Origin of the sequence: Streptomyces sp. 11x1 (assembly GCF_032598905.1) — a bacterium.
Classification (GTDB): domain Bacteria; phylum Actinomycetota; class Actinomycetes; order Streptomycetales; family Streptomycetaceae; genus Streptomyces.
Genome location: NZ_CP122458.1, coordinates 3,741,516 through 3,766,406 on the forward strand (window position 1 = coordinate 3,741,516; position 24,891 = coordinate 3,766,406).

General features: G+C 71.4%; 21 protein-coding genes and 1 pseudogene. 7 read left to right on the forward strand and 15 right to left on the reverse strand.

Going from position 1 to position 24,891, the window contains the following annotated elements:
- Nucleotides 1–46 precede the first annotated feature (46 nt).
- Nucleotides 47–1,351 carry a hypothetical protein gene (locus P8T65_RS16150; protein ID WP_316726052.1) on the forward strand — a complete coding sequence of 435 codons (1,305 nt, stop codon included), beginning with the start codon at nt 47–49 and terminating at the stop codon, nt 1,349–1,351.
- A 10-nt stretch (nt 1,352–1,361) separates the two neighbouring features.
- On the opposite strand, the gene P8T65_RS16155 is transcribed toward P8T65_RS16150, so the two are convergent.
- A complete protein-coding gene (locus P8T65_RS16155; protein WP_316726053.1) occupies nt 1,362–2,684 on the reverse strand; it encodes an Nramp family divalent metal transporter in 1,323 nt (440 codons plus the stop codon).
- 189 nt (nt 2,685–2,873) lie between these two features.
- Nucleotides 2,874–3,254, reverse strand: a complete 381-nt coding sequence (locus P8T65_RS16160) for an ATP-binding protein (RefSeq protein WP_316726054.1) — start codon at nt 3,252–3,254, stop codon at nt 2,874–2,876.
- Nucleotides 3,255–3,722: 468 nt separating this feature from the next.
- On the opposite strand from P8T65_RS16160, the gene P8T65_RS16165 reads away from it, so the two are divergent.
- Nucleotides 3,723–5,099 (forward strand): M14 family metallopeptidase, encoded by a 1,377-nt coding sequence (locus tag P8T65_RS16165; protein ID WP_316726055.1) that lies wholly within the window; start codon nt 3,723–3,725, stop codon nt 5,097–5,099.
- A 106-nt stretch (nt 5,100–5,205) separates the two neighbouring features.
- On the opposite strand, the gene P8T65_RS16170 is transcribed toward P8T65_RS16165, so the two are convergent.
- The 5 genes from P8T65_RS16170 to P8T65_RS16190 all read right to left on the reverse strand — a co-directional run bounded on the left by P8T65_RS16170 (nt 5,206) and on the right by P8T65_RS16190 (nt 9,995).
- The gene (locus P8T65_RS16170; protein WP_316726056.1) at nt 5,206–5,814 is read right to left on the reverse strand and encodes a hypothetical protein; all 609 of its coding nucleotides are present in this window, start codon (nt 5,812–5,814) and stop codon (nt 5,206–5,208) included.
- Between the two features lie 77 nt (nt 5,815–5,891).
- On the reverse strand, nt 5,892–7,343 hold the full coding sequence (locus P8T65_RS16175; protein ID WP_316726057.1) for a gluconate:H+ symporter: 1,452 nt from the start codon (nt 7,341–7,343) through the stop codon (nt 5,892–5,894).
- A gap of 180 nt (nt 7,344–7,523) precedes the next feature.
- Nucleotides 7,524–7,934: a RidA family protein gene (locus P8T65_RS16180; RefSeq protein WP_316726058.1), complete on the reverse strand. Its 411-nt coding sequence runs from the start codon at nt 7,932–7,934 to the stop codon at nt 7,524–7,526.
- A 16-nt stretch (nt 7,935–7,950) separates the two neighbouring features.
- Complete coding sequence (locus P8T65_RS16185; RefSeq protein ID WP_316726059.1) at nt 7,951–8,712, reverse strand: IclR family transcriptional regulator; 762 nt, start codon at nt 8,710–8,712, stop codon at nt 7,951–7,953.
- Complete coding sequence (locus P8T65_RS16190; protein ID WP_316726060.1) at nt 8,709–9,995, reverse strand: PfkB family carbohydrate kinase; 1,287 nt, start codon at nt 9,993–9,995, stop codon at nt 8,709–8,711. Before P8T65_RS16190 ends, P8T65_RS16185 begins: the two co-directional genes overlap by 4 nt.
- A gap of 145 nt (nt 9,996–10,140) precedes the next feature.
- Between P8T65_RS16190 and P8T65_RS16195 the strand changes: the two genes are divergently transcribed.
- Together P8T65_RS16195 and P8T65_RS16200 are read left to right on the forward strand one after the other, a co-directional pair.
- Nucleotides 10,141–11,436 carry an amino acid deaminase gene (locus tag P8T65_RS16195; protein ID WP_316726061.1) on the forward strand — a complete coding sequence of 432 codons (1,296 nt, stop codon included), beginning with the start codon at nt 10,141–10,143 and terminating at the stop codon, nt 11,434–11,436.
- Between the two features lie 135 nt (nt 11,437–11,571).
- Entirely contained in the window at nt 11,572–13,194 is a 1,623-nt protein-coding gene (locus P8T65_RS16200) for a D-aminoacylase (protein WP_316731606.1), read from the forward strand.
- Between the two features lie 123 nt (nt 13,195–13,317).
- On the opposite strand, the gene P8T65_RS16205 is transcribed toward P8T65_RS16200, so the two are convergent.
- Together P8T65_RS16205 and P8T65_RS16210 are read right to left on the reverse strand one after the other, a co-directional pair.
- Entirely contained in the window at nt 13,318–14,244 is a 927-nt protein-coding gene (locus tag P8T65_RS16205; RefSeq protein WP_316726062.1) for a serine protease, read from the reverse strand.
- Between the two features lie 573 nt (nt 14,245–14,817).
- Nucleotides 14,818–15,705: a hypothetical protein gene (locus P8T65_RS16210; RefSeq protein WP_316726063.1), complete on the reverse strand. Its 888-nt coding sequence runs from the start codon at nt 15,703–15,705 to the stop codon at nt 14,818–14,820.
- Nucleotides 15,706–15,984: 279 nt separating this feature from the next.
- On the opposite strand from P8T65_RS16210, the gene P8T65_RS16215 reads away from it, so the two are divergent.
- The 3 genes and pseudogenes from P8T65_RS16215 to P8T65_RS16225 all read left to right on the forward strand — a co-directional run.
- Nucleotides 15,985–17,196 (forward strand): pyridoxal phosphate-dependent aminotransferase, encoded by a 1,212-nt coding sequence (locus P8T65_RS16215; RefSeq protein WP_316726064.1) that lies wholly within the window; start codon nt 15,985–15,987, stop codon nt 17,194–17,196.
- A gap of 109 nt (nt 17,197–17,305) precedes the next feature.
- A complete protein-coding gene (locus tag P8T65_RS16220; protein WP_316726065.1) occupies nt 17,306–17,752 on the forward strand; it encodes a hypothetical protein in 447 nt (148 codons plus the stop codon).
- 367 nt (nt 17,753–18,119) lie between these two features.
- Nucleotides 18,120–18,967: pseudogene (locus tag P8T65_RS16225) on the forward strand (hypothetical protein); the annotation flags it as partial.
- Between the two features lie 117 nt (nt 18,968–19,084).
- Here the strand turns inward: P8T65_RS16225 and P8T65_RS16230 are convergent.
- The 6 genes from P8T65_RS16230 to P8T65_RS16255 form a co-directional block, all read right to left on the reverse strand.
- Nucleotides 19,085–20,248, reverse strand: coding sequence for a hypothetical protein (locus P8T65_RS16230; RefSeq protein WP_316726066.1), 1,164 nt, complete (start codon nt 20,246–20,248; stop codon nt 19,085–19,087).
- A 77-nt stretch (nt 20,249–20,325) separates the two neighbouring features.
- The gene (locus tag P8T65_RS16235; protein WP_316726067.1) at nt 20,326–21,114 is read right to left on the reverse strand and encodes a PP2C family serine/threonine-protein phosphatase; all 789 of its coding nucleotides are present in this window, start codon (nt 21,112–21,114) and stop codon (nt 20,326–20,328) included.
- 1 nt (nt 21,115) lies between these two features.
- Nucleotides 21,116–21,877: a VWA domain-containing protein gene (locus tag P8T65_RS16240; protein WP_215457217.1), complete on the reverse strand. Its 762-nt coding sequence runs from the start codon at nt 21,875–21,877 to the stop codon at nt 21,116–21,118.
- An 89-nt stretch (nt 21,878–21,966) separates the two neighbouring features.
- Nucleotides 21,967–23,169, reverse strand: coding sequence for a hypothetical protein (locus tag P8T65_RS16245; protein WP_316726068.1), 1,203 nt, complete (start codon nt 23,167–23,169; stop codon nt 21,967–21,969).
- A 177-nt stretch (nt 23,170–23,346) separates the two neighbouring features.
- Nucleotides 23,347–23,631, reverse strand: a complete 285-nt coding sequence (locus P8T65_RS16250) for a hypothetical protein (protein WP_316726069.1) — start codon at nt 23,629–23,631, stop codon at nt 23,347–23,349.
- Nucleotides 23,632–23,860: 229 nt separating this feature from the next.
- A complete protein-coding gene (locus P8T65_RS16255; RefSeq protein WP_316726070.1) occupies nt 23,861–24,850 on the reverse strand; it encodes a serine/threonine-protein kinase in 990 nt (329 codons plus the stop codon).
- Between the last annotated feature and the right edge of the window lie 41 nt (nt 24,851–24,891).

The window sequence follows — 24,891 nt, forward strand, 5'->3', positions numbered from 1 at the left end:
ACCCACCGACACCAGCACACCCACCTCGCAGAAACGGCGGTTCGTCATGCCCCAGGAACAGCACGAAGTCCCCTTCGAGGGCAGGCTCGGTGACGCCCTGCGCCGGGTCGGCGGTGACTTCGAGACCGATCACCAGGCGCTGGTCGGCGCAGGAGCCGAACGCGGCCGCCGCCTGCTGTTCCGCCGGCGGGCGGCGATGCTGGGCGGGGTCGCCGGGATCGCGCTCGTCGGGGTGGGCGGGGCGCTGCTGCTGCCCGGGGCAGGCGACGGCGGCGGGAAGCAGTCCGTGGCGGCCGGGCGATCCACCGAGGCGGGCGTCAGGGACGACGACGGCGCGGTGCCCGGTACGGAAATCGTCCGCAGGCTCAAGGAGATGCTGCCGGACGGGAAGATCCGCGGGGAGTCCGCGCGGGGCACGAGCGCGGACGGGCCGCCGTACGCCCAGGTCGTGTACGACGACGGCAGGGGCGCGGCGGCCGTGCAGCTCGTGCTCGGGCGGATCGAGGCCGACAGCGAGGAGGCCCGGCGGCTGACCGACTGCCCGGACAGGACGCTCGTCGCGTACGACTCCTGCGAGGAGAGCACCCTGCCGGGCGGTGCGCGGCTGATGCTCTTCCAGGGCTACGAGTACCCGGACCGCCGGGTGGACACCAAGAACTGGTACGCCCAGCTGGTGGATCCGGCCGGGTACGAGGTCAGCGTCATGGAGTGGAACGCCGAGGCGCAGAAGGACGCGCCGGTCACCCGTCCCGAACCGCCGCTGTCCCTCGCCGCGTTGAAGAGGATCGTCAGGGACCCGGGCTGGCGGGCGGTCGCCGACGCGATCACCGAGAAGCCCGAGGAGGCCGGCCCGCAGGAGGACCAGGGGGAGAAGGAGGAGTCGTCGACGGTTCCTCCCGGGGGCGGGTCCCTCGATGCCCCGGTCGTCGAGGGACAGGCCATTCACAAGACCCTCGTCAGCCTCCTCCCCGGCGGCGTCGACATCGTCGGCGAGGACAGTCAGGTGTCGGACTTCGCGTATGTCGTCCTCGACGACGGCGAGGGGCGGAGCCTGGTGCAGATCAACGTGCAGCCCGGCATGGCGGACCTCGCCGACTCGTTGTTCGGCGCGGACGCCGGGACCCTGCCCGACGGCACGAAGGTCGTCGAGAGGAAGCAGCCCGGGGAGAAGGGCGGCGAGGAGGTCGTCATGTGGACCGTGGACACGCTCCGCACGGACGGACTGCGGGTCGTGGTCAGCGCCTTCAACTCCGGCGCCCAGCACACCGCCGCGACCCGTGAGACCCCCGCGCTCACCATGGCTCAGCTGAGGGAGATCGCCGTCAGCGAGCGATGGAAGTCGCTCGGCTGACGGCCCGGCGTCAGAAGAAGTCGGCCCACGGCTGGTCCCAGATCTGCTTCACGGCCAGGACGAGGAACAGCAGACCCGCGACGGCCAGCATGCCGTTGCTGACGATGCCGTTGCGCCATTCCCGGGGTGTGCGGGAGGAGTTGAGGAGCCAGAGGAGAGTGGCGGCGAGGAACGGCAGGAAGGCCGCGCCGAGGACGCCGTAGAGGATGATCAGGCGGAACGGCTGGCCCTGGAAGAGCAGGACGATGGGCGGGAAGGTGAGCCAGAGCAGGTAGGCGCGGAACGGCCAGGACTTCTCGTGCCGGCCTGAGGCGACCTCCTCGCCCGTCACCCCCTCCTTCCTGCGGAAGCGCGCCACGAAGTCCGCGAACATCAGGCTCACGCCGTGCCAGACGCCGATGAGGGAGGTGTACGAGGTGGCGAAGAAGCCGATCAGGAAGAACTTGGCGGTGGCCGTGCCGTACTCCTCGGCCAGGATGTCGCCGAGTTGGATGAGCCCCTTGTCGCCGGAGGCGAGGGCGATGTTCGCGGAGTGCAGCAGTTCGGCGCCGACGAAGAGCATCGAGATCACGAAGATGCCGGTCGTGATGTAGGCGACCCGGTTGTCCAGGCGCATGACCTTCATCCAGCCGGTGTTCGTCCAGCCCTTGGCGTTGACCCAGTAGCCGTACGCGGCCAGCGTGATCGTGCCGCCGACGCCGCCGATCAGGCCGAGGGTGTTGAGGATCGAGTCCTTCTCGTCGGGCAGGACGGGCAGCAGCCCGGCGAAGGCGTCGCCGAGGTTGGGGGTGACGCGGATCGCCAGATAGACCGTGACCAGGAACATGACGCCCACCAGGACCGTCATGACCTTCTCGAAGACCTCGTACTTGTTGAACCAGACGAAGACCAGGCCGCTCAGGCCGCACAGCACGGCCCACCACTTGAGGTCCATCACGTCCGGGAACAGCGCCTGGAGGGGCAGGGCGCTGGAGGACATCGCGGCGGCGCCGTAGACGAATCCCCAGATCACGACGTAGACGACGAAGAACCACGTCGTCCAGCGGCCGAGGCTGGCCCAGCCGTCGAAGAGGGTGCGGCCGGTGGACAGGTGCCAGCGGCCGGCCGCCTCGGCCAGGGAGATCTTGACGAGGCAGCCGATGACGGCGGCCCACAGCAGGGTGTAGCCGAAGTTGCTGCCGGCGATCAGGGTCGCGACCAGGTCGCCGGCGCCGACACCGGTCGCCGCGACGACGATGCCGGGGCCGATGTACTTCCAACTGGATCTACGGGGTGGGGGGTTGGTGTCGGATGATGCGGGTGTGTCAGTGGGGTTTCCCGTGGTGTCCGCCATGAGGGTCAAGAAACCCCAAGGGGCGGCATCGGGCAAGAGGGCCCGCACCGGCGCCCCCGAAGGGGCGCGGGGAACTGCGCGACCAGCCACGACGGCGCCGCAGACAACCGACGGCACCAGCGGCGGGTGGCTTCGGTACCGGATGCCACCGAAGCCACCGGCCCCGCCGAACCGCTCAACCCGGCGGAGCTACACGCAGCCGTCCGCCCCGCACGTGCCGAGCTCGAACCACACGGTCTTGCCCGAGCCGTCCTGCCGGCAGCCCCAGCGCCCGGCCAGCGCGTCCACCAGGAACATCCCCCGGCCGCTCTCCGATATCTCCGTCACCCGGCGCACCCGGGGCGGGCGTCCGTCCGTGTCCGACACCTCGCAGCGCAGTACCCCGTGGGCGGCCGACAGGGTCAGCTTCAGTCGGCTCTCCGCGTGCACCAGCGCGTTGGTGACCAGTTCGCTCACCAGCAGCTCCGCCGTGTCGGTCTGGTCGAGCAGACCCCATCCCTCCAGCTGCCTGCGCACCTGCGCGCGGGCCTGTGCGGCGGCGGCGGGACGGGGGTCGTACTCGACACTCAAGTGGCCCGCACCCATGGGGGGTTGGGGGTACGAGGCGAAATGGGGGCCGGAATCCGGAAGGAGACCCCCGGAGAGTTGCAGCATGCTTCCAGGGTTGCCGCCACGCGTACGCGGCACACGGGGAGGACTACCCGTTTCCGGCCCTGCATATACCTGTTTCCCGCCCGGGTACGTCCGCAATTGGGTGCCTACGCGACCGATGGCCTTATACGCGGCTGCGTAGGGCTTACGTGCGCCGTGAACTCCCGGCCCGTTCGCCCCCGTTCCGGCCATCTCGCCCCCTGCCCACACCGGCCCACTCTTGACCTGGTCATGCCAGACCCGCACCATGAGCGCCACACCCGCACCAGGGCCCGGCCGGCACCCCACGGTCACCGGCCGGGCCCGAGGCACGTCGCAAGGATCCACCCCCCGCTCCACTCCCCACTTCCGGAGACCCCGGAATTCCTGGAGAAACTAGGAGACTCGATGCGACTCCGCACACGCGGCAGGGCGGCCACGCCCGACGGCACCGGCAGGAGATCCGGTCGCCGCACCGCCGCCCTCGCCACCCTGCTGGCGCTGGCCCTCGCGGCCCCGGTGGCCGCGACCACCACGGACGCGACGGCTACCAGCGCCGAGCGGCCGAAGGCCTCGGCCGACGACATCCGTCAGTACGAGGTCCACATGCACTCGGACAGCAAGTCCCGCACGGCGCTGCAGCAGGCCGGGGTGACCGTGGACGACGCCGACGACCACTCGGTGTTCGTCTCCGGACGCGCGGACCAGATCAAGAAGCTGAAGCAGCAGGGCTACGAGATCACCCCGCTCGGCGCGGCCCCGGACCGGTCGAACGGCGAGGACGACGTACGGCTCTTCGACTTCCCGTCCGCCGACTCCCGCTACCACAACTACGCGGAGATGACGAACGAGATCAACTCCGTGGTCGCGGCGAACAGTTCGATCGCCAGCCAGCGGGTCATCGGCACCTCGTACCAGGGCCGGAACATCGTCGCGATCAAGATCAGCGACAACGTCGGCACGGACGAGGCCGAGCCCGAGGTGCTCTTCACCCACCACCAGCACGCCCGTGAGCACCTCACCGTCGAGATGGCGCTCTATCTGCTCAACGAGCTGACCTCCGACTACGGGACCGACTCCCGCGTCACCAACATGGTGAACAACCGCGAGATCTGGATCATCCCGGACATCAACCCGGACGGCGGCGAGTACGACGTCGCCACCGGCTCGTACCGCTCGTGGCGCAAGAACCGGCAGCCCAACAGCGGTTCGTCGGCCGTCGGCACCGACCTCAACCGCAACTGGAACTACCGCTGGGGCTGCTGCGGCGGCTCGTCCGGGTCCACGTCCTCGGACACCTACCGGGGTACGGCCGCCGAGTCGGCGCCCGAGGTGAAGGTCGTCGCCAACTTCGTGCGCAGCCGGGTCGTCGGCGGGGTCCAGCAGATCAAGACCGGCATCGACTTCCACACCTACAGCGAGCTGGTGCTGTGGCCGTTCGGGTACACGACCGCGGACACGGCGACCGGGATGACGGCGGACGACCGCAACGCGTTCGCGACGGTCGGCGGAAAGATGGCCGCGAGCAACGGGTACACGCCCGAGCAGTCCAGCGACCTCTACATCACGGACGGGTCGATCGACGACTGGCTGTGGGGCAACCAGAAGATCTTCGGGTACACCTTCGAGATGTATCCGGGGTCGGCGTGGGGGGGTGGGTTCTATCCGCCCGACGAGGTGATCGCCCGGGAGACCGCGCGGAACCGGGACGCGGTGTTGCAGCTGCTGGAGAACTCGGACTGCATGTACCGGTCGATCGGCAAGGAAGCGCAGTACTGCGCCTGAGCTGCGCCGCCTGCGCTGCGCCACCTGAGCCGGTGAGGGCTCGGGGGCTTCTGTGAGTGGGGAACTGCGCGTCCGTCGGGGCTGGGCGCGCAGTTCCCCGCGCCCCTCAGGGGGCGCTGTCCTCGGGCTCTTCTTGGTCGGTACCGTCGTCGAAGTACGCGTCGAGGACCTCGTCGATCTGCTTCTCCCAGGCCGCGTGCTCCGACTTGGCCTTGGCCTCGATCTCCAGGAAGTACCAGCGGCGGTCGGGGGTGTGGACCGTGATCGTGAAACGCTTGCCGAAGCGGGGGGACTCCGTCTCGATCGCGCCGATCTCGTCCCAGGTGAACTCGCACTCCTGGTCGTCCAGACGCAGCCGTACGCCGCCGGCGTCCGCGACGATCTTCGCGCGGCGGTCGGAGGCCTCGAAGACGGGGCCGTCCGGTGTGGCCTCGCCGGCGGAGTCCTCGGCCCCGTCGGCCTCGTCGCCTTCTTCGGCCTCGGACTCGGCTTCGGCCGAGGGCTTCCCGGACGTGGACGGCTCGTCCCGGGTCGGGGCAGCCTCGTCCGCCTCGTCGGTCTCCGCCGGTTCGGCGGACTCCGTCGGCCTGATGTCCTCCGGCTCCTCCTGCTTCTCCTTCTTCACGGACAGCGGGGCCGTGAGTCCGGGGATGTGCGACGGGTCGACCGCGGCGGCGGCCAGGGGCTGGTTGTTCGAACCGATACGCTGCTCCACAGCGGGCAGTATGGTCGACGACCCTGTGTCGGGGACAGTCGGGCCAGGCATATGTCCGTATCTGGGTTTCAGGGCGTTCAGACGAACACGCTCAATACCGCCGCTACCGCGAAGCCCGCCAGTGACAGCACCGTCTCCAGGACCGTCCAGGTCTTGAGAGTGTCGCGTTCGCTGATGCCGAAGTACTTGGCGACGATCCAGAAGCCGCCGTCGTTGACGTGCGAGGCGAAGATCGAGCCCGCCGAGATGGCCATGATGACCAGGGCGACGAAGGCCTGGGAGTGGTCGCCCTCGGCGAGGAGGGGCGCGACGATGCCCGCCGTGGTCACGATCGCCACCGTCGCCGAGCCCTGGGCGACCCTGAGCACCACCGAGAGCAGGTAGGACAGGACGATCACGGGCAGGCCCACGTCGTTGAACGTGTCCGACAGGGCCTGCGCCACGCCGCTCGCCTTCAGCACGGCGCCGAAGACTCCGCCCGCGCCGACCACCAGCAGGATGTTGCCGACCGGCTTGAGGGAGGACGTCGACACCGTCTCCAGCGACTTGCGGGACCAGCCGCGGCGGATGCCGAGCAGGTAGTAGGCGAGGAGCAGGGCGATCGTCAGCGCGACGAAGGGGTTGCCGAAGAACTCGATCACCGAGCGGAGCGTGGAGGGGTCCAGGGCGATCGAGGAGAAGGTCGCGGCGAGGATGAGGAGGAGGGGTGTGCCGATGATGAGGAAGACCGTGGTGAGCGGGACCGGGTGCTCCGTGGGCACCACGCCCGCCGCGCGCTGTTCGTCGATCACCGCCTGACGGGACTCCTCGGCGGCCTCGACCATGTCCTGCGGGACGGGGACGTAGATACGGCGGCCGACCCACGCGGAGAACGCCCAGGCGGCCAGTACGGCGGGGATGCCGCAGACGAGGCCCATCAGGATGACCCAGCCGAGGTCCACGTGGAGGAGGCCCGCGGCGGCCACCGGGCCCGGGTGCGGGGGCAGGAAGGCGTGGGTCATCGAGAGGCCGGCGAGCAGCGGGAGGCAGTAGAGGAGGATCGACCTGCCCGAGCGCTTGGCGGCGGCGTAGACGATCGGGGCGAGGACGAAGATGCCGACGTCGAAGAAGACCGGGATGCCGAAGATCAGGCCGGTCAGGCCCATCGCCAGCGGGGCGCGTTTCTCGCCGAAGAGGTTCAGGAGGCGGGAGGCCAACACCTCGGCTCCGCCGCTGACTTCGAGGATCGCGCCGAGCATCGTGCCCAGGCCGATGATGATCGCGACGTGGCCGAGGATGCCGCCCATGCCGGACTCGATGGTCGAGACGGCGTCGCTTCGCTGGACGGTGCCGAAGAGTTCGGTGACGGAGAGTCCCGCGGCGAGGCCGACGGCTATGGAGACGGCGAGGAGGGCGACGAAGGGCTGGAGCCTGGTCCTGATGATCAGGAAGAGGAGGAGGGCTATGCCGAGGGCGGCGACGGTGAGGAGGCCGGCGGTGCCGTCTATGAGGAGGAGCAAGCCGCCGGTGTGTGGGGGTGTTTCGGACATGGGGGGGTCCTCTGGGTGGGGGCATGGCTGGGGTTTTTGGGCAGGGGGTAGCGCCGTGCGGGGTGCGGGGGTTGCGGGTGGGGTGGTGCTGAGCGCGGCCGGGTGCGGGTCGTGTGGGGTTGCTCGCGCAGTTCCCCGCGCCCCTGTAGGGCCTGCGGCCCTATGGGCACGGGGCGCGGCTCAGGCGTCCAGGACTGCCAGTGCGTCGATCTCGATCAGGAGGCCCGCCGGGAGGCCGACGTAGACCGTCGTGCGGGCGGCCGGGGCCGTGGTGAGGTGCTGGGCGAAGTACTCGTTGTAGAGCGCGTTCATCTCGGCGAAGTGGTCCACGTCCGTGAGGTAGACGCGGATCATCAGCACGTCGTCCCAGGTGGCTCCGCCCTCTTCCAGGATCGCCCGGACGTTGGCAAGGGTCTGGAGGGTCTGTTCGCGCAGGGTGGGGCCGGCGGGGGTGGGGGGCTCGCCCTCGACGGCGGGGAGGAAGCCGACCTGGCCCGCGACCTGGAGGATGTTGCCCTTCCGGACGCCGTGGGAGAACTTCGCGGGGGGTGCGGTGTGGGTCTTCGGGGTGAGGGCGATCTTGTCGGTCATCGGGGGTCCTTGTCCGTCATACGGGGCCTGACGTGGGGGTTCTTCCGGAATACTCGCCGCTGATCGTGTCCGCGGTGCGGCGGACCAGCGGGAGCAGGGTGAGGAGTTCGTCGGCGGTGACGACGACGTTGGGCGCCGAGACCGACATCGCGGCGACGACCCGGCCGTCGGTGCCCCGGATGGGCGCGGCGACGCAGTTGATGGACTCCTCGTGGCCGCCGAGGTCGGTGGCCCAGCCCTGTTCGCGGACCCGCGCCAACTCCTTGAGGAAGGCGGAGGCGTTGGGGGTCGAACGGGACGTGTACAGGGGGTAGTCGAGCTTCTCCGCGAGGGCGCGGCGCTCGGCTTCGGGGAGGTCGGCGAGGCAGAGCTTGGCGACGGCGGCGACCGTGATGGCGACCGGCTTGCCGATCCGCGAGTACATCCGGACCGGGTAGCGGCTCTCCACCTTGTCGATGTAGAGGACCTCGTTCTCCTCGTGGACGGCGAGGTGGACGGTGTGGCCGCACTGCTCGTTGAGGCGTACCAGGTGGGGGTGGGCGATCTCGCGGATGTCAAGGTTCTCCGCAGCCTCCTGGGCGAGGGCGAAGAGACGGGCGCCGAGGCGGTAGCGCTGGTCGGACTGGCGGTAGACCAGGCCGTGTTCGTGGAGGGTGCGCAGGAGGCGCAGGGCCGTGGACTTGTGGACGCCCAGGCGGTCGGCGACCTGGCCGAGGTCGGCGGGGCCCTCGGCGAGCAGCGGCAGGATGCTGAGCGCGCGGTCGACGGTCTGGCTCATGGGGTGTGTACCTCCTCCTCGGCCCGGTCCGGTACGTCAGTCCAGCCGGGGGCGAGTCGAAGTCTCCCCCACGCGTCGTCGTCCAGGGCGGCGAGGCGGTCGGCGTGGCCCCGCCGGGGTGGGATGGCGAGGTCGCCGGGGGCGGTGAGGGCGGCGGCGGCCATGAGGTGACCGTGGCGGAGGCGGTCGCGGGCGGGCAGGCTGCGGAGGGTGGCGGAGAGGAAACCGGCGGCGAAGGCGTCACCGGCCCCGACCGCCGCGGTGACGTGGACCGTGGGGGCGGGGACGAAGGTGGTCGTGTCCGTGGGCTGCCGGGGGTGTGCCGGCGTGGGCCCGCCCGCCGGCTCGCCCACCGGTTCGCTCACCGAGGGGGTGGGGTCGGGGGCGTGCCGGGGGGTCTCCGTCCTCGGTCCGGCGGGCGCCGTCGGGTGGGGTTGTGCTCGGTGGTGGACGCCTGCCGCTGCGGGCGGACACCCCCCGGCACGCCCCCTTCCGTCCGTGCGCGGCCGCTCCTCCGGTGGGGGCGTGCGTGTGAACAGGGTGGCTCCGTGGGATCCCTGTTTCACCACCAGGGTGTGGGGCTCCGGGAGGAGGGCGCGGATGGAGCCGGGGCCGCCCGTGACACCCCACGCCTCCTCCGCCTCGTCCTCTCCGACGAACACCAGGTCGGCGCCGCGTGCCAGTTCGAGCAGAACGTGGGGGCCGTCGGGGTCGCGCCACAGGCTCCGGCGGTGGTTGACGTCGAAGGAGACCAGCGGGTGGTGGGAGGGCCGCGGGGCGGTCAGGTCGCGGAGCAGGCGCAGGCAGTCGTCGGAGAGGGCCGCCGTGATGCCGGAGAGGTGCAGGACGCGACCGGCGCGTACGGCGGTGAGGTCCACCGTCCGCGTCGACATCGCCGAGGCGGCCGAACCGGCGCGGTAGTAGGCGACTTCGTGGGCGCCCGTGGCGCGGTCGCCGGCCGTGCGGAAGTACACGCCCGTGGGCCGTACCGGGTCGCGCCGCACGGACGACACGTCGACGCCGTAGGAGCCGATCTCCTCCACCAGGTGGTCGCCGAAGCCGTCCGCTCCGACCCGGCTGACCCAGCGCGCCGTGTGGCCCGCGGCGGCCAGCACGCAGACCACGTTGGACTCCGCGCCGCCGATGGCCCGGTCGAAGGAGGGGACGTCGGCGAGGCGCCCGGGGCGGGTGGGCAGGAAGGTGACCATGGACTCGCCGAGCGCGACGACATCGACGACGTCGGGAGCGGCGGCGTCGGGGGAACGGAGTCCGTCGGCGGTCACGATGGTGAGGGCTCCTCGTCGCGTCGACAGGCCCCGGGGCGGGGCGGCACCGTTGACCCGGCGCTGGCTGGGATATTAGATAGCCGCGAGCGATATACGCAATGAGCGTTGCACTCACTGCAACGTACCCCGTCAGGGAGGTCCCGTGGGTGTCGAGAGCGTCGAGAGTGGCGAAGTGACCGGCCGGCTGGCGCGGGAGCGCGTCGACCACCGCTTCAAGGGCCTTCCGTCGGACGCCGACGGACTGACGGTGGCCGAGCTGACCGCGCAACGCCGGAACCTGTTCACGGGCGGCTTCACCACCCCGGTGCTCGCCCTCTCCGCCGAGCGCCTGGAGCACAACCTGGCACTGATGGAGGCGTACTCCGCGCGCCACGGCCTCACCTTCGCCCCGCACGGCAAGACGTCCATGGCGCCTCGGCTCTTCTGGCGGCAGATCGAGCACGGCGCCTGGGGCATCACCCTCGCCGTGCCCCACCAGGTGCGTGTGGCACGGGAGTTCGGCATCGAGCGGGTCTTCCTGGCCAACGAACTCGTCGATCCGGCCGCCCTGCGCTGGATCGCCGACGAGCTGACGGCCGACCCGGACTTCCGGTTCGTCTGCTACGTCGACTCGGTGCGCGGCGTGGAGCTGATGGACGCGGCGCTACGGGGCGCGCCCCCGGCGCGTCCCGTGGACGTCGTCGTGGAGCTGGGTGCCGGCGAGGGCGCGCGGACCGGCGTGCGCACGGAGGCCGAGTGCGCGGTGGTCGCGGACGCGGTGGCCGGGGCGGACACGCTGCGTCTGGTCGGGGTCGCCGGGTACGAGGGCGAGGTACCGGACGCGAACCCGGAGCGGGTGGCGGCGTGGCTGCGCCGGCTCACCGCGCTGGCCGTCGACTTCGACAAGGCGGGGCGGTTCGCGGGCCTGGACGAGGTGATCGTCAGCGCGGGCGGCAGCGCCTGGTTCGACACGGTCGCCGATGTCTTCGCCGAGCTGCCCGAACTGTCCGTGCCCGTACTGAAGTTGCTGCGGTCCGGCGCGTACGTCTCGCACGACGCCGGGCACTACCGCCGGATCACCCCCTTCAACCGGGTCCCCGAGGAGGGCGCCCTGGAGCCCGCCTTCCGGCTCTGGGCCCAGGTCGTCTCCCGGCCCACCCCCGAGCAGGCCTTCGTCAACGCGGGCAAGCGCGACGCCGCGTACGACCTCGACCTGCCGTCGGCGGAGGTGGTGCGGGACGCGGGCACGGGTGCGGTCCGCGAGGCCGCCGGGATCACGGTGACGGGGCTGTCGGACCAGCACGCGTGGCTGCGCACGGAGTCCGGCGCGGAGCTGGAGGTCGGCGACTGGGTGGGGCTGGGGCTGTCGCATCCGTGCACGTCGTTCGACAAGTGGAAGCTGATTCCGGTGGCGGAGGCGGACGGGACCGTGACGGACTACGTCCGCACGTATTTCTGACCCCGGCCGCTTCCGGCTCCGGTCGCTCCGGGCGCCGGCTGCTTCCCACTCCGGTGGCTTCCGCCCCGGCCGCTTCCGAAACCGGCCGCCGAGCCCTGAAAGGTGCCCCGCATGGACGACGAACGGGTAGCGCGCATGGACGAACTGGTCTTCCGTGACGCCGAGGTCGTGGACGGCTCCGGTGACCCGTCCTACCGCGCCGACGTGGTCGTGGCGGGCGGCAGGATCACGTCGATCGTCAAGGAGGCGGCCGCGGCGGGATGCCAACGGCCGCGGGCGCGGCGGGAGATCGACGCCGAGGGCCTCGTCCTGGCCCCCGGCTTCATCGACATGCACGCCCACAGCGACCTGGCACTCCTGCGGGACCCCGAGCACACCGCGAAGGCGGCCCAGGGGGTGACCCTGGAGGTCATCGGCCAGGACGGGCTGTCGTACGCGCCCGTCGACGACCGCACCCTGGAGGAGGTCCGCCGCGCGATCACCGGCTGGAACGGGTACGGCGAGGACATCGACTTCAGCTGGCGCTCGGTCGGCGAGTACCTGGACCGGCTCGACCACGGCTTCGGGGGTGAGGGGATCGCCGTGAACGCCGCGTACCTCGTGCCGCAGGGCACGGTCCGGATGCTCGCCGTGGGCTGGGAGGACCGGGAGGCGACGCCCGAAGAGCTGGACCGTATGCGGGAGTCGGTGGCGGCGGGGCTCAGGGAGGGCGCCGTCGGGATGTCGTCGGGGCTCACGTACACCCCCGGCATGTACGCGAAGGACGCCGAACTGACCGAGCTGTGCCGGGTGGTGGCGTCGTACGACGGCTACTACTGCCCGCACCACCGCTCGTACGGGGCGGGCGCGCTCCAGGCGTACGAGGAGATGGTGGACCTGACACGGGAGGCCGGGTGTGCCCTGCATCTGGCCCACGCCACCATGAACTTCGGTGTGAACGAGGGGCGGGCACCGGAACTCCTCGCGCTCCTGGACAGGGCGCTCGCGACCGGCGCGGACATCTCCCTCGACACCTATCCCTACACCCCCGGCTGCACGACCCTCGTCGCGATGCTGCCGAGCTGGGCGAGCGAGGGTGGCCCCGAGGCGATCCTGGCCCGGCTGGCGGACGACGACACGGCCGGGCGCATCCGGCACCACATGGAGGTCGTCGGCGCGGACGGCTGCCACGGCGTGCCCATCGAGTGGGACACCATCGAGATCTCGGGCGTCACCGACCCGGCCCTGTCGTCGTACGTCGGCCGGACGATCGCGCGGTCGGCCGGGGCGCGCGGCGAGGAGCCCTGGGTGACCGCCCGGCGGCTGCTCGTCGAGGACCGGCTCGGTTCCACGATCCTGCAGCACGTCGGGCACGAGGAGAACGTGCGGGCCATCATGCGCCACCGCGTGCACACCGGCGGCTCCGACGGCATCCTGCGCGGGGACAAGCCGCATCCGCGCGCGTACGGCACGTTCCCCCACTATCTCGGCCGGTACGTGAGGGAGTTGGGCGTGCTCTCCCTGGAGGAGTGCGTCGCCCATCTCACCTCACGCCCCGCCGCGCGGCTGCGCCTCGCGGACCGGGGACTCGTCCGCGAGGGGTACCGCGCCGACCTGGTCCTGTTCGACCCGGCGACCGTGGCCGCCGGATCGACCTACGAGGCCCCCCGCACGCTGCCCACCGGCATCCCGCACGTCCTGATCGACGGCCGCTTCGTCATCGAGGACGGCCGCCGGACGGACGTCCTGGCGGGCCGGTCGGTTCGGCGGGCCGTCTGAAGGGGTACTCGGCCTCCCGCGCCCCGTCAGGGGCGCGGGGAACTGCGCGAGAAGCCCCACCGACCCGCGGCCGGGGAACGACCGACGGGGCAACGGCGGTCTCCACGGCCCCCGAGCGGAGCGCTACGGCTTGGGGAGCACGCAGCCCGCGGCCGAGAGGTCGAGCTTGTTGTCCACGCCGAAGCAGGCGGGGACGTGCCAGGTCTGCTGGGCGTAGTTGATGCCCTGGCGGACAGTCACGGTGCCGTTCGCGTCGACCTCGCAGGGGTTGTTGAGGGTGCAGCGCTCGCCGCTCTCGTTGCCCGTGTTGTTGACGCCGACGACCTTGTTGGTGGCGACGTCGAGGACCGGGGAGCCGGAGGTGCCGCCGATGGTGTTGCAGGCGGAGGTGTAACGGATGGAGTCCTTCCAGGTCCAGTCACCCTCCTTCAGGCGGTACGCGAACCCGCCGACGTCGCAGCTGTAGATCCGCTTCCAGTACCCGGAGACGACGCTGATGTCGGTGCCGACCGCCGGGCGGGCGGTGTCGTAGACGAGCGCGTCGATGCCGTACGTGCTCTTGATCTGCGCGTACGTGGTGGTGAGCTGGTACACCGCCATGTCCGTGTCAGTCATCGTGCCGTACGCGATCTTGCTGGCGCGCAGGGTGCCGACGCGAGTGCCGGCGGAGTTGAGCAGGCCGAAGGTGCGGGTGGAGGCCCGGTCGACGATGACCTGTCCGGGGGTCGGGAAGCCGCCCTCCAGACAGTGGCCGTTGGTCATCACCAGCGCCGGGTCGTTGTCCTCGGAGTCGGGCATCCGGACGACGGAGCCGGAACAGTTGCTGAGCGAGACCGTGCCGGCGAAGTTGACGGCCTGGACCGCCGGGGCGGGGGCCGTGAGGCCGGCGACGGTCTTGTTCGCCGCGTCGACGACATCGCCGACCACGGACTTCACGGCCGCGTCCGCCGACTTCCCGGGTGCCGCCGGTTCGGGCGCCGCGACCGCCGGTGCCGCGCCCGCCCCGGTGATCACCAGGGCGAACAGCGAGGCAACGAGAGGCTTTCTCATGTGGGGGTCCCCTCACTACAGCTATATGGCTGCGTGGTGGCAGAAGATCTTCCGGCCACCGCAGTTTGTCATGCGCATTGTGAGGGCGATGTGGAGGACGAGCAAGGAGTTGGTTCCGGCCGCGTGATCTTCGGCCAGGGGGTGGGGGGTTGGGGCCGAAGGCCGACGGGGTGGAGGGGCGGAGGGGTGGGGCGGGCCGGTGGAGGCCGACGGGCGGAAGCGGGCCGGTGGGGCCGACCGACGGCGGTTGACGGGGACGGGCGAGGTGGCCCGGCAGAGGCCTACCGGCGGTAGCCAACCGGCGGAAGCGGGCCATTGTCGACCACCGACGGCGACCGGTGATCGACCGGTGGGAGAGGAGCGGCGAAGCTCGGCCGGCAGGGCGATCGGCGAAGACAGATCGACGGAACCCGACCGGCCGAAGTAAGCGAGTCGCCGACCAGCGACAGGCCGGCGGAGGCCCAACCAGCAGACGTGGGTGTGCTGGTGAGGGCGTGCGGACGTGGGCCCCGGCTGATCCGGGGCCGGGCCGGTAAGTGCGCGTTCGTCGGCGGCGGTGGCGGCGGCCCCGGGTTACCTGGGGTCCTTCGTCGCGCCCTGGCCTCGGCCCTGGTTGCCGTTGCCGTTACCTCGGGACGACGTGGTCTCCGTGGTGGTGGGGGCCGCCGACGACGGCGCGGAGGTCTCCGAGGGCGATGCGGAGTCGGCGGGCTCGGTGGTCGTGGCGGTCGAGGACGGGGACGTGGAGGCGTCGGGCGAGGAGTCGCCGGGAGCCTTCTCCGCCCCCGTGTCGGCGGAGGCCGACGGCGTGGCCGCGTCCGCGTCGCCGGAGCGGTCGTCGGCCGGGGCCGACCGGACGGGTTCCGGCGTGCCGGGCCGCTCCTTGTCCCCGCCTCCGAGCCCGGCCAGCCCCGCCGCCACGCCCCCGACGAGCACCGCGGCGCCGATCCCGCCCGCGACCCACGCGCCCCGCCTGCGGGCCCGGCGCCGACCGAGCGTGCTCCGGCGCCCGTCGACCGGCCGCGCCCGCCGTCCGGCCCCGCCCCCCACCGCCTCCGGCCAGCCCGTCCCGTCGTACGCCCCTCCGTACGCCCCCGGATACCCCGGCGCGTGCGGCGCGGGGTCCTCGTAGGGCGCACCCTCCCCGTGCGGCACACCACCGCCGTATGCCAGGCCCTCCTCGTACGAGGCACCCTCCCCGTACGGCGCACCACCGGTCGTGCCCGGCGCCGCGCCGTCCCCGACTCCCCCGCGTATCTCCCCCGGGAGGGCGTCGGCGGGCGGCACGATCTCGTCCAGTTGGACCGTGTCGTCGTAGGCGTTCTGCCAGCCGTGCGCCGTCGCCGGGTCCGCGAAGACCTCGTACGCGGGCGTGGCGTGGGGGTCGCCGACGGGGAGGTACACGTTCGGCGGTGTCCCGGTGTCGGCCTCGTTCCGGTCCGGCCCGTGCGCGCTGTCCACGCCGCCCACCCCATTCATCGCGTTCCACTGCCTTCGTCGTCGTGCTTCGTCGTGGGCCGTACGCCCAGGCGGCATGGGCCGAACGCCCAGGTCCACGGGCGTACGGCCAGGTGCCGTGCGGTCGGCGGCCGTGCGGTGGGGGGTCGGCCGGACCTGCTCGCGGATTGTAGAGAGGAGGGCGCCGCGGGAACAGCGGCGGGGCATTTCGGGGTATTGCGCCCGTCCCACGTGGTGGAAAACACGGCCCGGATCGCGTTACCGCGCCGTAAGCTCACGGACATGCAGGTGATCCAGTCGACCAAGCTCTCCAACGTCTGTTACGAGATCCGGGGCCCGGTGCTCGAGGAGGCGATGCGGCTTGAGGCGGCGGGGCATCGGATCCTCAAGCTGAACACGGGCAACCCGGCGGCGTTCGGCTTCGAGTGCCCGCCCGAGATCCTGGAGGACATCCTCCGCAACGTGTCGTCGTCCCACGGGTACGGCGACGCGAAGGGCCTGCTCGCCGCGCGCCGGGCGGTCGTCATGCACAACCAGACGATCGGCATCGAGACGGACGTCGAGCACGTCTTCATCGGCAACGGCGCCTCCGAGCTGATCGTGATGGCGATGCAGGGCCTGCTCGACGACGGCGACGAGGTCCTCGTACCGTCCCCGGACTATCCGCTGTGGACGGCGGCGGTCTCCCTGTCCGGCGGTACGGCCGTGCACTACCGCTGCGACGAGCAGTCCGACTGGATGCCGGACCTCGCGGACGTCGAGCGGAAGGTCACCGACCGCACCAAGGCGATCGTCATCATCAACCCGAACAACCCGACGGGTGCGGTGTACGACGAGGCGATGCTGCGCGGGCTGACGGACATCGCCCGCCGCCACAACCTGCTGGTCTGCTCGGACGAGATCTACGACAAGATCCTCTACGACGGTGCCACGCACACCCCGACCGCCGCGATCGCCCCCGACCTGCTGACCCTCACCTTCAACGGCATGTCGAAGGCATACCGGGTGGCCGGCTACCGGGTGGGCTGGATGGCGATCTCCGGGCCGCGCGCGCACGCCGACTCCTACATCGAGGGTCTGACGATCCTCGCGAACATGCGGCTGTGCGCGAACATGCCGGGGCAGCACGGGGTGGTCGCCGCGCTCAGCGGGCGGCAGACGATCAACGACCTGGTGCTGCCGGGCGGGCGGCTGAAGGAGCAGCGGGACGTCGCGTACGAGTTGCTCACGCAGATCCCGGGCGTCTCGTGCGTGAAGCCGAAGGGTGCGCTGTATCTGTTCCCGCGCCTCGATCCGAACGTCTTCAAGATCAAGGACGACCGGCGGATGGTCCTCGACCTGCTCCGCCAGGAAAAGATCATGGTCGTACAGGGCACCGGCTTCAACTGGGCCGAGCCCGACCACTTCCGGGTCGTGACGCTCCCGACGGTGGGTGACCTGCGGTCCGCGATCACCCGGATCGGGAACTTCCTGGACGGGTACGGGCAGGCCTGACACCGTGCGCCGCGTACGGCGAGCCAGGGCTTTCAGCACTTTCGGACGCCACTCAACTTTAGACCAAATCTAAGGTAGGCTGGTCGTCCGAGAGCTTGGAGGCCATCCCATGTACGAGCCGATCCGCACCAAGTCGGTCCACACGATGGCCGGCACGACCTCCTCCGACTTCCCTCACCGTTCGCGTGAGGAAGAGCTGGACATCCAGCTCGCGGGTCACCTGGTGGCGCTGCTGGCGGCGACGGACGCGCTCCGCGCGGTCGCCCCCTCCGCAGATCTCGACACCGCCGCGGAGCGCCTCGCCGCACAGGTGGCCCGCCTGCGCGGTGGCCGGCCGCCGGTACGGTCCACCGGGGCCCCCGCCGACGACGGGCGGGACGTCGGCGAACTCCACCGCCGCGCCCACGCCCTCGCGGGCCGCGCCCTCGTCGTCGCGGCCTCCCGCGCGGACACGGCGGCGGCGATCCTGGCGGCGGAGCGGATGGACGCGCACGCGGCGGCCGAGGGGACGGCCTCCGCCCCGGAGCCGGCCTCGCGGGAGCTGGCGGCTCACTGAGCGGATCCCTGAGGGGCGCCCCGAGGGGGCGAGTTCCCCACGAGGCCGCCGCGGCTCCCGTCATGGCGGGCTCCTACGCGACCGCCGCGCTCAAGATCGATGCCGCCGTCGGGCCGCTCGTCATCGGCGCCGCCCTCGGCACGGCAGCCGGGAACCGCGAGCACCTGTGAGCGAGCGGCCTGCTCGTGGCGCTCACCCCGATCATCCTGCTTGCGCTCCGCCGGTCCAGGGTCACGCCCCTCCGCCGAAGTGCCGAGAGGCACCGGTGAGGCAGGGACGGCCGCCGTTGCGTTCCGGGACCGCGGCTTCACCGGCCGTTCACCGGCGCCCGTAAGGAACGTTGGATTCCGGGAGCACTCTCCCCTTTGTGAGACGAATCGCAGGAACCGTCCTCGCGGTCTTGCTGATCGGCGGCGTGGTGGCAGCCGTCGTGGCGGGCCGGCAGACCGAGGGCACGGGCACGGCAACGAAGACCGTGCGAGGAGTGATCGGGGCGGAGAAGGCAGAGTTCTTCGCCTATCCGGAGGTGGTGAAGGCCCTGGCCGCCCAGGGCTGCACCGTGCGGACGGAGACGTCGGGATCCTGGGCCATGGAGGCCCTCGACCCGAAGGGGTACGACTACGCGTTCCCGTCCAGCAAGGCGCCCGCCGACGAGCTGGCCGAGAAGTACGGCGTACGCGAGCCGTTGCCCCGTCCCTTCTGCTCGCCCCTCGTGGTCGTCGCCCACCGGGGCGCCGCCGACGTGCCGCGGCGGAACGGGCTGGCCACCGTCGAGAAGGGCCGGGGCGTCCTCGACATGGACGCGTATCTGAAGGCCGCCGAGGACGGGCGGACGTGGCAGGACCTCAAGGGGGCGGAGAGTAAGGGGAGTTGAGGGGGCTCCTCTACATCGCCACCACCGATCCGACCACGTCCGACTCCGGAGCGCTCTACCTCGCCGCCGCCTCCAACGTCGCCAACGGCGGCCGGGTTGTCACGGGCACTGCGGACCTGGACCGGACGGCACCGCTGATGCGCGAACTGATCAGCGTCCAGGGCGCCCAGCAACCGAGCACCGACGCGGCGTTCCGCGACTTCGTCAGCGGGGTCGGCAATCCGCTCGTCCTGGTCTACGAGTCGCAGGTCGCCGCGATGCTGGCAGAGGGGCAGGGGGTAGACGACCTGGTGGTCCTCTACCCGGACACCACCGTGTTCAGCGACCACACCGTCGTACCTGGGGCTTCGGGGATGAAAGGCACGGGGCGCAGCCCCTGCTTTTCAGGGGCGCGGGGAACTGCGCGAGAAGCCCCACCGGACCCGCACCCGGCAACGCAGCCCAGCCACCCTCCCCCGTCACCCCACACTCGCCAGAAGCACGATCAGCAACACCACCCCCACCACCACCGCCAACACCTTCAACCCCGCGTACGGAGACGCCGCCTGATCCGGCGGAACCCCCGGAGGGCCCGGTACCGACGTGGGCCGCGACCCGTTGAAGACGTCGTGCCCGGTGACCGCGGCCCGCGTGCACCAGGGGCACGTCGGCAGATGCGAGCCGTACGTGTGCAGGGGCCGCACCGTGCAGGCCCGCACCTGCCCGCGCTCCTTGTCCAGGGCCCGCAACCACGCCTCGGCCTGCGGCCGCGCGTCGGGGTCCTGGACGCCCGGCCCGAACGCGGCCTTGGCGAGGACGAGGAGTTCGGTCGGCAGCACGGAGGGGTCGATCGTGCCGCGCGGAATGGTGACCCGTTCGGGCCGGACGACGTAACTGCAGCTCGCGGCGATGTTGTCCTTGACCGTCGACTCGGAGGCACTCTCGTGCGGCACCCCGCCGAAGGGATGGTTGCCGGCGGTGAGCAGCTGGTAGACGAGGACGGCGAGGGCGAAGTCGTCGCTCTGCCGGGTCGCGGGGCCGCCCGCCTGCCGCTCGGGGGACGAGTAGTCGGTGGTGTGCATCAGGCACGGGAAGAGCTCGCCGGTGACCGGGTCGGTGAAGGCGATGGAGTCGCAGTCGAGGAAGGTGACGAAGCCGTTGGCGTCGACGACGACGTTGCTGCTGGAGAAGTCGCCGATGACGAGGTTGTCGTAGTGCATGCGGGCCGTCATGAAGGCGAGGTTCCAGGCGACGCCGAGCAGGAACCGCCAGTCGGCCCGGTCCGGGAAGAGCTTGAGGCGCTGGACGCGGGTGAACAGGCCGACCAGCTGCACGTGCTGGGGTTCGCCGAAGCGGCGCATCGCGTAGCCGAGGAACTCGCCGTTCGCCCCCCGGGCGATCGCGGTGGGCCAGGCCAGCTCCGGCGGCTGGCTGGCATCGGTCGGGCGGGCGGCCAGCGGTGACATGGTCAGCATCCGGGTCAGCCGCCGTTCCTGGTCCGGCCCCGGGGTGTCCCGGTAGATCTTGACGACGATCCCCGTGTCCCCCTCCACCGGGAAAACGGCCGCCTGCCCACCCCCCTTCAACGGCAACTCGGCCAGAGTGACCCGCCTACCGTCGAGAAAGACCGTGCGGCCGCTCATGGCCGTACCTCCGAGTGTTCGTCGAGCCGGTCGTCACCGCTGATGAGCCTGGGGCGTATGGCGCGCATGGGGCGCGCTCAGCGCCGGTAGGTGCGGACCGCGCGCAGCAGGGTCTTGTCGTCGGCGTTGAGGGCGGTGAGGCGGTCGGAGCGCAGGAGAGCGGCCAGATTGGGGTCGCGGTCGTCCTCGGCGGCCTGGTCGAGGGAGCGGAAGACGGCGTCGGCGAACGAGGTGTTCGGTGACTGTGCGCCGTCGGCCGTCCGGTTGAGCATGGCCTGCGCGAGCCCGTCCGTGGAGAGGAGCACCCCGTCGACGCCGTCGTCCAGGACGCACTCGGTGTGGGTCCAGCGGTCTCTGTCGGGCGAGGTCAGGAACACCGTCTCGTTGCTGTACTCGCTCGCCGCCGCGGCCTGCGGCAGCAGATGGAACTGCCGTTCCCCGTCCTCCGTCCCGGCCCGCACGACGACGAACCCGTCGCCCACGGAGAGGTGCCCGAGCCAGCCGGGCGTGAGCACCACCACCGTGAGCGTGGTCGCGAAGTCGGGCGCGTCGGCTCCGGTCCGTTCGAGGAAGTCCTCGCTGACGTCGCGCAACGCGTCCCGCAGCAGTTCGTGCACGGCGTCCCCCGGCCGGACCCCCGCGGCCGCCTCGGCCCGCCGTACGAAGTGGTCCGTGGCGAGCCCCACGGCGAGGCGCGCGCCCTCGTCCGACCGGGGCCGGCTGCCGGCCCCGTCGGCGACGGCGAGCACGGCGACGGAAGGTGTGGCCGCGGCGGCGCACGCGTCCTGGCAGGGCAGGCCCTGGCGCCGGTGCCGGTAGCCCTCGACGCTCAGGCCGTGGATCCGCCAGGGCGGGGCGGCGTTCACCTCACGCCTCCCAGGCGGGGCGCTGTGTCTTGAACTGGCTGAAGATCTTCTCGAACACCTCGTCCCCCGCCCCCTTCTGCTCGGCGTTGGCACTGGCGGACATCATCTGGAGCAGCTCGCGGAACGGGAATCCCTGCAGCCGGGCGTTGAACTTGGGTGCGAACGCCCGCAGCACCGACTCCCCCATGTCCGTGATCCCGCCGACCCCGATCGCGTACAGCCGGAACCGGCGGGCGCGCTGCTCCTCGGCGAGGACGGGGACCAACCGATGCCAGGAGTCGGTGAGCCGGCCGGTGGGGTCGGTGGGCAGGCCGTCGGTGACGAGGCAGATCTGCGGCCGGTAGTACTGCAGGCCGGACGCCCGCAGCTCACTCTTGCGGGCGGCGACGATGTGCATCGCCAGCTCCAGCGCCTCGGTCATCAGGGTGACCCCGGCGGCCGTGAGCTGCGGTGCCTGGAAGGCGTGCGCGGGTATGAAGGGGCTCGTCCGGGTGCGCGGGTCGAGCAACTGGGGTCCGCGCCAGGCGCCGACGCCCTGTCCGCCGAAGGTGACGACGGCGACCTCCACGCTGTAGCTGAGGCTGACGTCGTCGTGGAGTTCCCTGGTCCACTCCGCGAGCGCGTTGTTGAGCGTCTGGATCGGCTGGCCCGCCATGGAGCTGGACGTGTCGAGGCAGAGCACGAGCGGCATGCGCTGGGCGTTGTTCTCGAACTCGATGTCGGCGTATTCGGCCGGCAGGGTGGGCGGGTATTCGCTGTGCATGGTTCATCCCCCTGTGCTTCTGGTGGTGCTGGGTGCTTCTGGTGTCGCGGGGTGGTTCCGGTGCGGCTGGTGGCCTGGTGCCGTCGGGGTCACCTGGGCGGGGTGGTGCCCTTCGCGTGGCGGGCGGCGGTCGGCGGGAAGGCGTACAGGACGTCGGAGTCCCGCTCCCGGGCGTCGGTGACGTCGACGAGGCTGCCGGGCACGGGCGACGGGCGCCCCGGCTCGGCCCACACGGCCCGGCGGAGCACCCGGTCGACCTCGACATAGCCCTGCGGGTGGAGCTCGGTGCGTACGACCGCGGTCCGGGCGTGCGCCGGACGGGGGCCGACCTGCCGCCCGTGCTGGGGCGCGGGCGCGACCCGCAGCCGGGCGGTGGGCGCGTCCCCGCACTCACCGTCGTCGCTGCCCCCGTTGCCACCCACACCCCCCGCGCCGCCACTGCCGCTCGCGGCCACGCCCCCGCCGCGCGCCGCGTGCGCCCGCGTGGTCCGGGCGGGGCCGACCCGCGAGAGCGCGCCGGCCGCCCGCCCGGGTCCGGCCCGCCCTGGAGACGGCGCGCGGTGCCCCACGGCGACGGGGCCCCTGGACCGCCGGATCACGATCACGAAGGCGAGGAGCAGGAGAGCGAGCAGGAGCGCCATCCAGAACGCGGTCCAGGTGGCGTTGCTGTAGCCGGCTTCGGAGGCTTCGGGGACGGTGGTGCCGGCCGGGTCGTCCGTCTCGCCGTCCGCGCCACCTGGGCTGGGACCGCCTGATGAGGGCGAGGTGTTGGGGCTCGGGTTGTTGTCGGTGTCATGGATGGTGAAGCTGTTGGCATCCGGATCGGCGGCGTGGTCGGCCAGGTCCGATCCCTTGAGCGGGTCCGACCCCTCGCCGGGGCCGACCTTGCCGCAGAGCTTGTCCGTTCCTGCGCAGAAGCCGCTCGCCTTCAGATCCCCCAGCGTCGACTTCTCCAGCCGGTCGATCTTGGCGCCAGGGTGAATGAGCAGGCCCTTGGCGAAGAGGAGCAGCGCCGTACCGCCCTGCCCCGTATGCACACCCTCCGGTACCCGCACCACCAAGGGGTGGGCTTTGGCATTCAGCAGTCGGGACACTTCGCGCTGCTCATCGCCCATGGCTTGGTACTCCAAGGGCCCCTCAAGCGTGATCAGCACGGGTCCCTCGTCCGCGCGGTCGATCCAGCACACCAGCCGTTGTTTGAACCCCTCGGCCGGACACGATCTCGCGGCCGAGGCGGAGCCCCCTGGCACCCACGCGACCAACAGCACCACCAGCACACCGAGAAACGACAAACGCCCGATCGCACCCATCGCCCCAACCCCCCGTGGCCTGAAAGGCACGCCCCCGCGGCCCTGAAAAAGCCCACCCAATAGTGGAGCAGGCAGCCGGGCGACCGGAAGGGTTTGACGATTTCCACCGATGGAATTACGGCGAGTTGCGCCGACGTTCGATCAGTATGCTTTTCACTTCTACAACTTGAACACCTGGCGACAACGACTGAACATCTGCCGCGCCCGTTCCACCCAGTCATTGGCCAGAGCGTCAAAGTCCGCCTGGGTCATCCGGCACGTCAACGGCAGATCGCAGACTCCGGCGAGACAGGGGCGAGGCCCGCGGACGTCCCACACGGAAAGCATGGGGTTCAGCTGTTCGGTATTCCACGCGTTCGACGCGGCCGCGGCAATGGCGAGTTGGTCCTGTCGGAGGAAATTCCCGTCCGTCGCGAAGGCCACCAGAAGCCTCTTGGTGGTCATGAATCGCAGGGTGACCACCCGCCCCGCCTCATGGAGATCGAATTGCAGGGAGACGGAGACGGTGTCATGGACCGTGTGGTAATTCCGCCGCGCCACCCAGCTCTGCACCAACTGCCGCCAGTGCGTACCGAGGTCGTATATCTCGGCGTTGCGCCCCGGGTACGAGTCACGGCCGTCGCGACCGGGGAAGGAGTCTCGCCCCGGGTGGGACTCACGGCCCGGGTAGGAGTCAGGAACCGTCACGGACCACCGCCCCCGCGACCATGGCGTCGGTCAGCCCGGCGTCGAGCAGCGCCTGCGCGTGCAGCATCAGACAGGAGGGGACGGACTCGCTCGTCGTACGGCGCAGATGGCGCTCCCTCAGCTCCTCGTACCGCACCTCGATGGTCCGGGCCACCTGGGGCGGCGGCCATGCCTCGACGCGGGTCTCCTCCTCCACCAACTCGGCCAGGATCTCGGCGAGTCGGGGCCGCTCCTCGGGCCGCTTGGCCAGGCATCGGGCGATGAGCGGCCGCAGCGCGGGCGGTACGCCGTCGAGCCGTGGCTCCCCTCGTACGACCTCCACGCGCACCGCCTCTCCGCTGCCGTGCGGCGGGCGGCCGGTGAGCGCGTAGACCAGGACGCCGCCCAGGGAGAACACGTCGCTCGGCGGGCCGACGCGGTCGCCGCGGATCTGCTCGGGCGACATGAACGGCGGGGTGCCGACGACGACGCCGACACGGGTGAGGCCGGGGGCCCCGTCCACACGGGAGATGCCGAAGTCGATGACGCGGGGGCCGTCCTGGGCGAGCAGGACGTTCGCCGGCTTGAGGTCGCGGTGGATCACATGGGCGGCGTGGATGGCCTGCAACGCCTCGACGAGACCGGCGCCGAGGGGGCGGACCTGGGCCTCGGGGAGGGGGCCGTCGGCACGGACCGCTTCCGCGAGGGAGGGACCGGGGACGTACAGCGTGGCCAGCCAGGGGAGTTCGGCGGTGGGGTCGGCGTCGACGACGGCGGCGGTGTAGGCGCCGCTGACCACGCGGGCGGCGGCGACCTCGCGGGCGAAGCGTTCGCGGAACTCGGGTTCGGCGGCGAGTTCGGGGCGGGCGACCTTGACGGCGACCTCTCGGCCGGCGGGTGAGCGGCCCAGGTAGACCCAGCCCATGCCGCCGGAGCCGAGGCGGCCGACTATCTTGTACGGGCCGATCTTCATGGGGTCACTTACGGGTGTGCGCACCCCGGTCACCTCATTTCGGGGTTCGGTGCGGATGTCCCGAG

Excerpts from the sequence above, each read along its gene's own strand:
- P8T65_RS16230 (WP_316726066.1), bottom strand. The coding sequence starts at position 20,248 with ATGAGCGGCCGCACGGTCTTTCTCGACGGTAGGCGGGTCACTCTGGCC.
- P8T65_RS16200 (WP_316731606.1), top strand. The coding sequence starts at position 11,572 with ATGGACGAACTGGTCTTCCGTGACGCCGAGGTCGTGGACGGCTCCGGT.
- P8T65_RS16155 (WP_316726053.1), bottom strand. The coding sequence starts at position 2,684 with ATGGCGGACACCACGGGAAACCCCACTGACACACCCGCATCATCCGAC.
- P8T65_RS16175 (WP_316726057.1), bottom strand. The coding sequence starts at position 7,343 with ATGTCCGAAACACCCCCACACACCGGCGGCTTGCTCCTCCTCATAGAC.
- P8T65_RS16185 (WP_316726059.1), bottom strand. The coding sequence starts at position 8,712 with ATGAGCCAGACCGTCGACCGCGCGCTCAGCATCCTGCCGCTGCTCGCC.
- P8T65_RS16180 (WP_316726058.1), bottom strand. The coding sequence starts at position 7,934 with ATGACCGACAAGATCGCCCTCACCCCGAAGACCCACACCGCACCCCCC.
- P8T65_RS16215 (WP_316726064.1), top strand. The coding sequence starts at position 15,985 with ATGCAGGTGATCCAGTCGACCAAGCTCTCCAACGTCTGTTACGAGATC.
- P8T65_RS16205 (WP_316726062.1), bottom strand. The coding sequence starts at position 14,244 with ATGAGAAAGCCTCTCGTTGCCTCGCTGTTCGCCCTGGTGATCACCGGG.
- P8T65_RS16250 (WP_316726069.1), bottom strand. The coding sequence starts at position 23,631 with ATGACCACCAAGAGGCTTCTGGTGGCCTTCGCGACGGACGGGAATTTC.
- P8T65_RS16150 (WP_316726052.1), top strand. The coding sequence starts at position 47 with ATGCCCCAGGAACAGCACGAAGTCCCCTTCGAGGGCAGGCTCGGTGAC.
- P8T65_RS16220 (WP_316726065.1), top strand. The coding sequence starts at position 17,306 with ATGTACGAGCCGATCCGCACCAAGTCGGTCCACACGATGGCCGGCACG.
- P8T65_RS16165 (WP_316726055.1), top strand. The coding sequence starts at position 3,723 with ATGCGACTCCGCACACGCGGCAGGGCGGCCACGCCCGACGGCACCGGC.
- P8T65_RS16240 (WP_215457217.1), bottom strand. The coding sequence starts at position 21,877 with ATGCACAGCGAATACCCGCCCACCCTGCCGGCCGAATACGCCGACATC.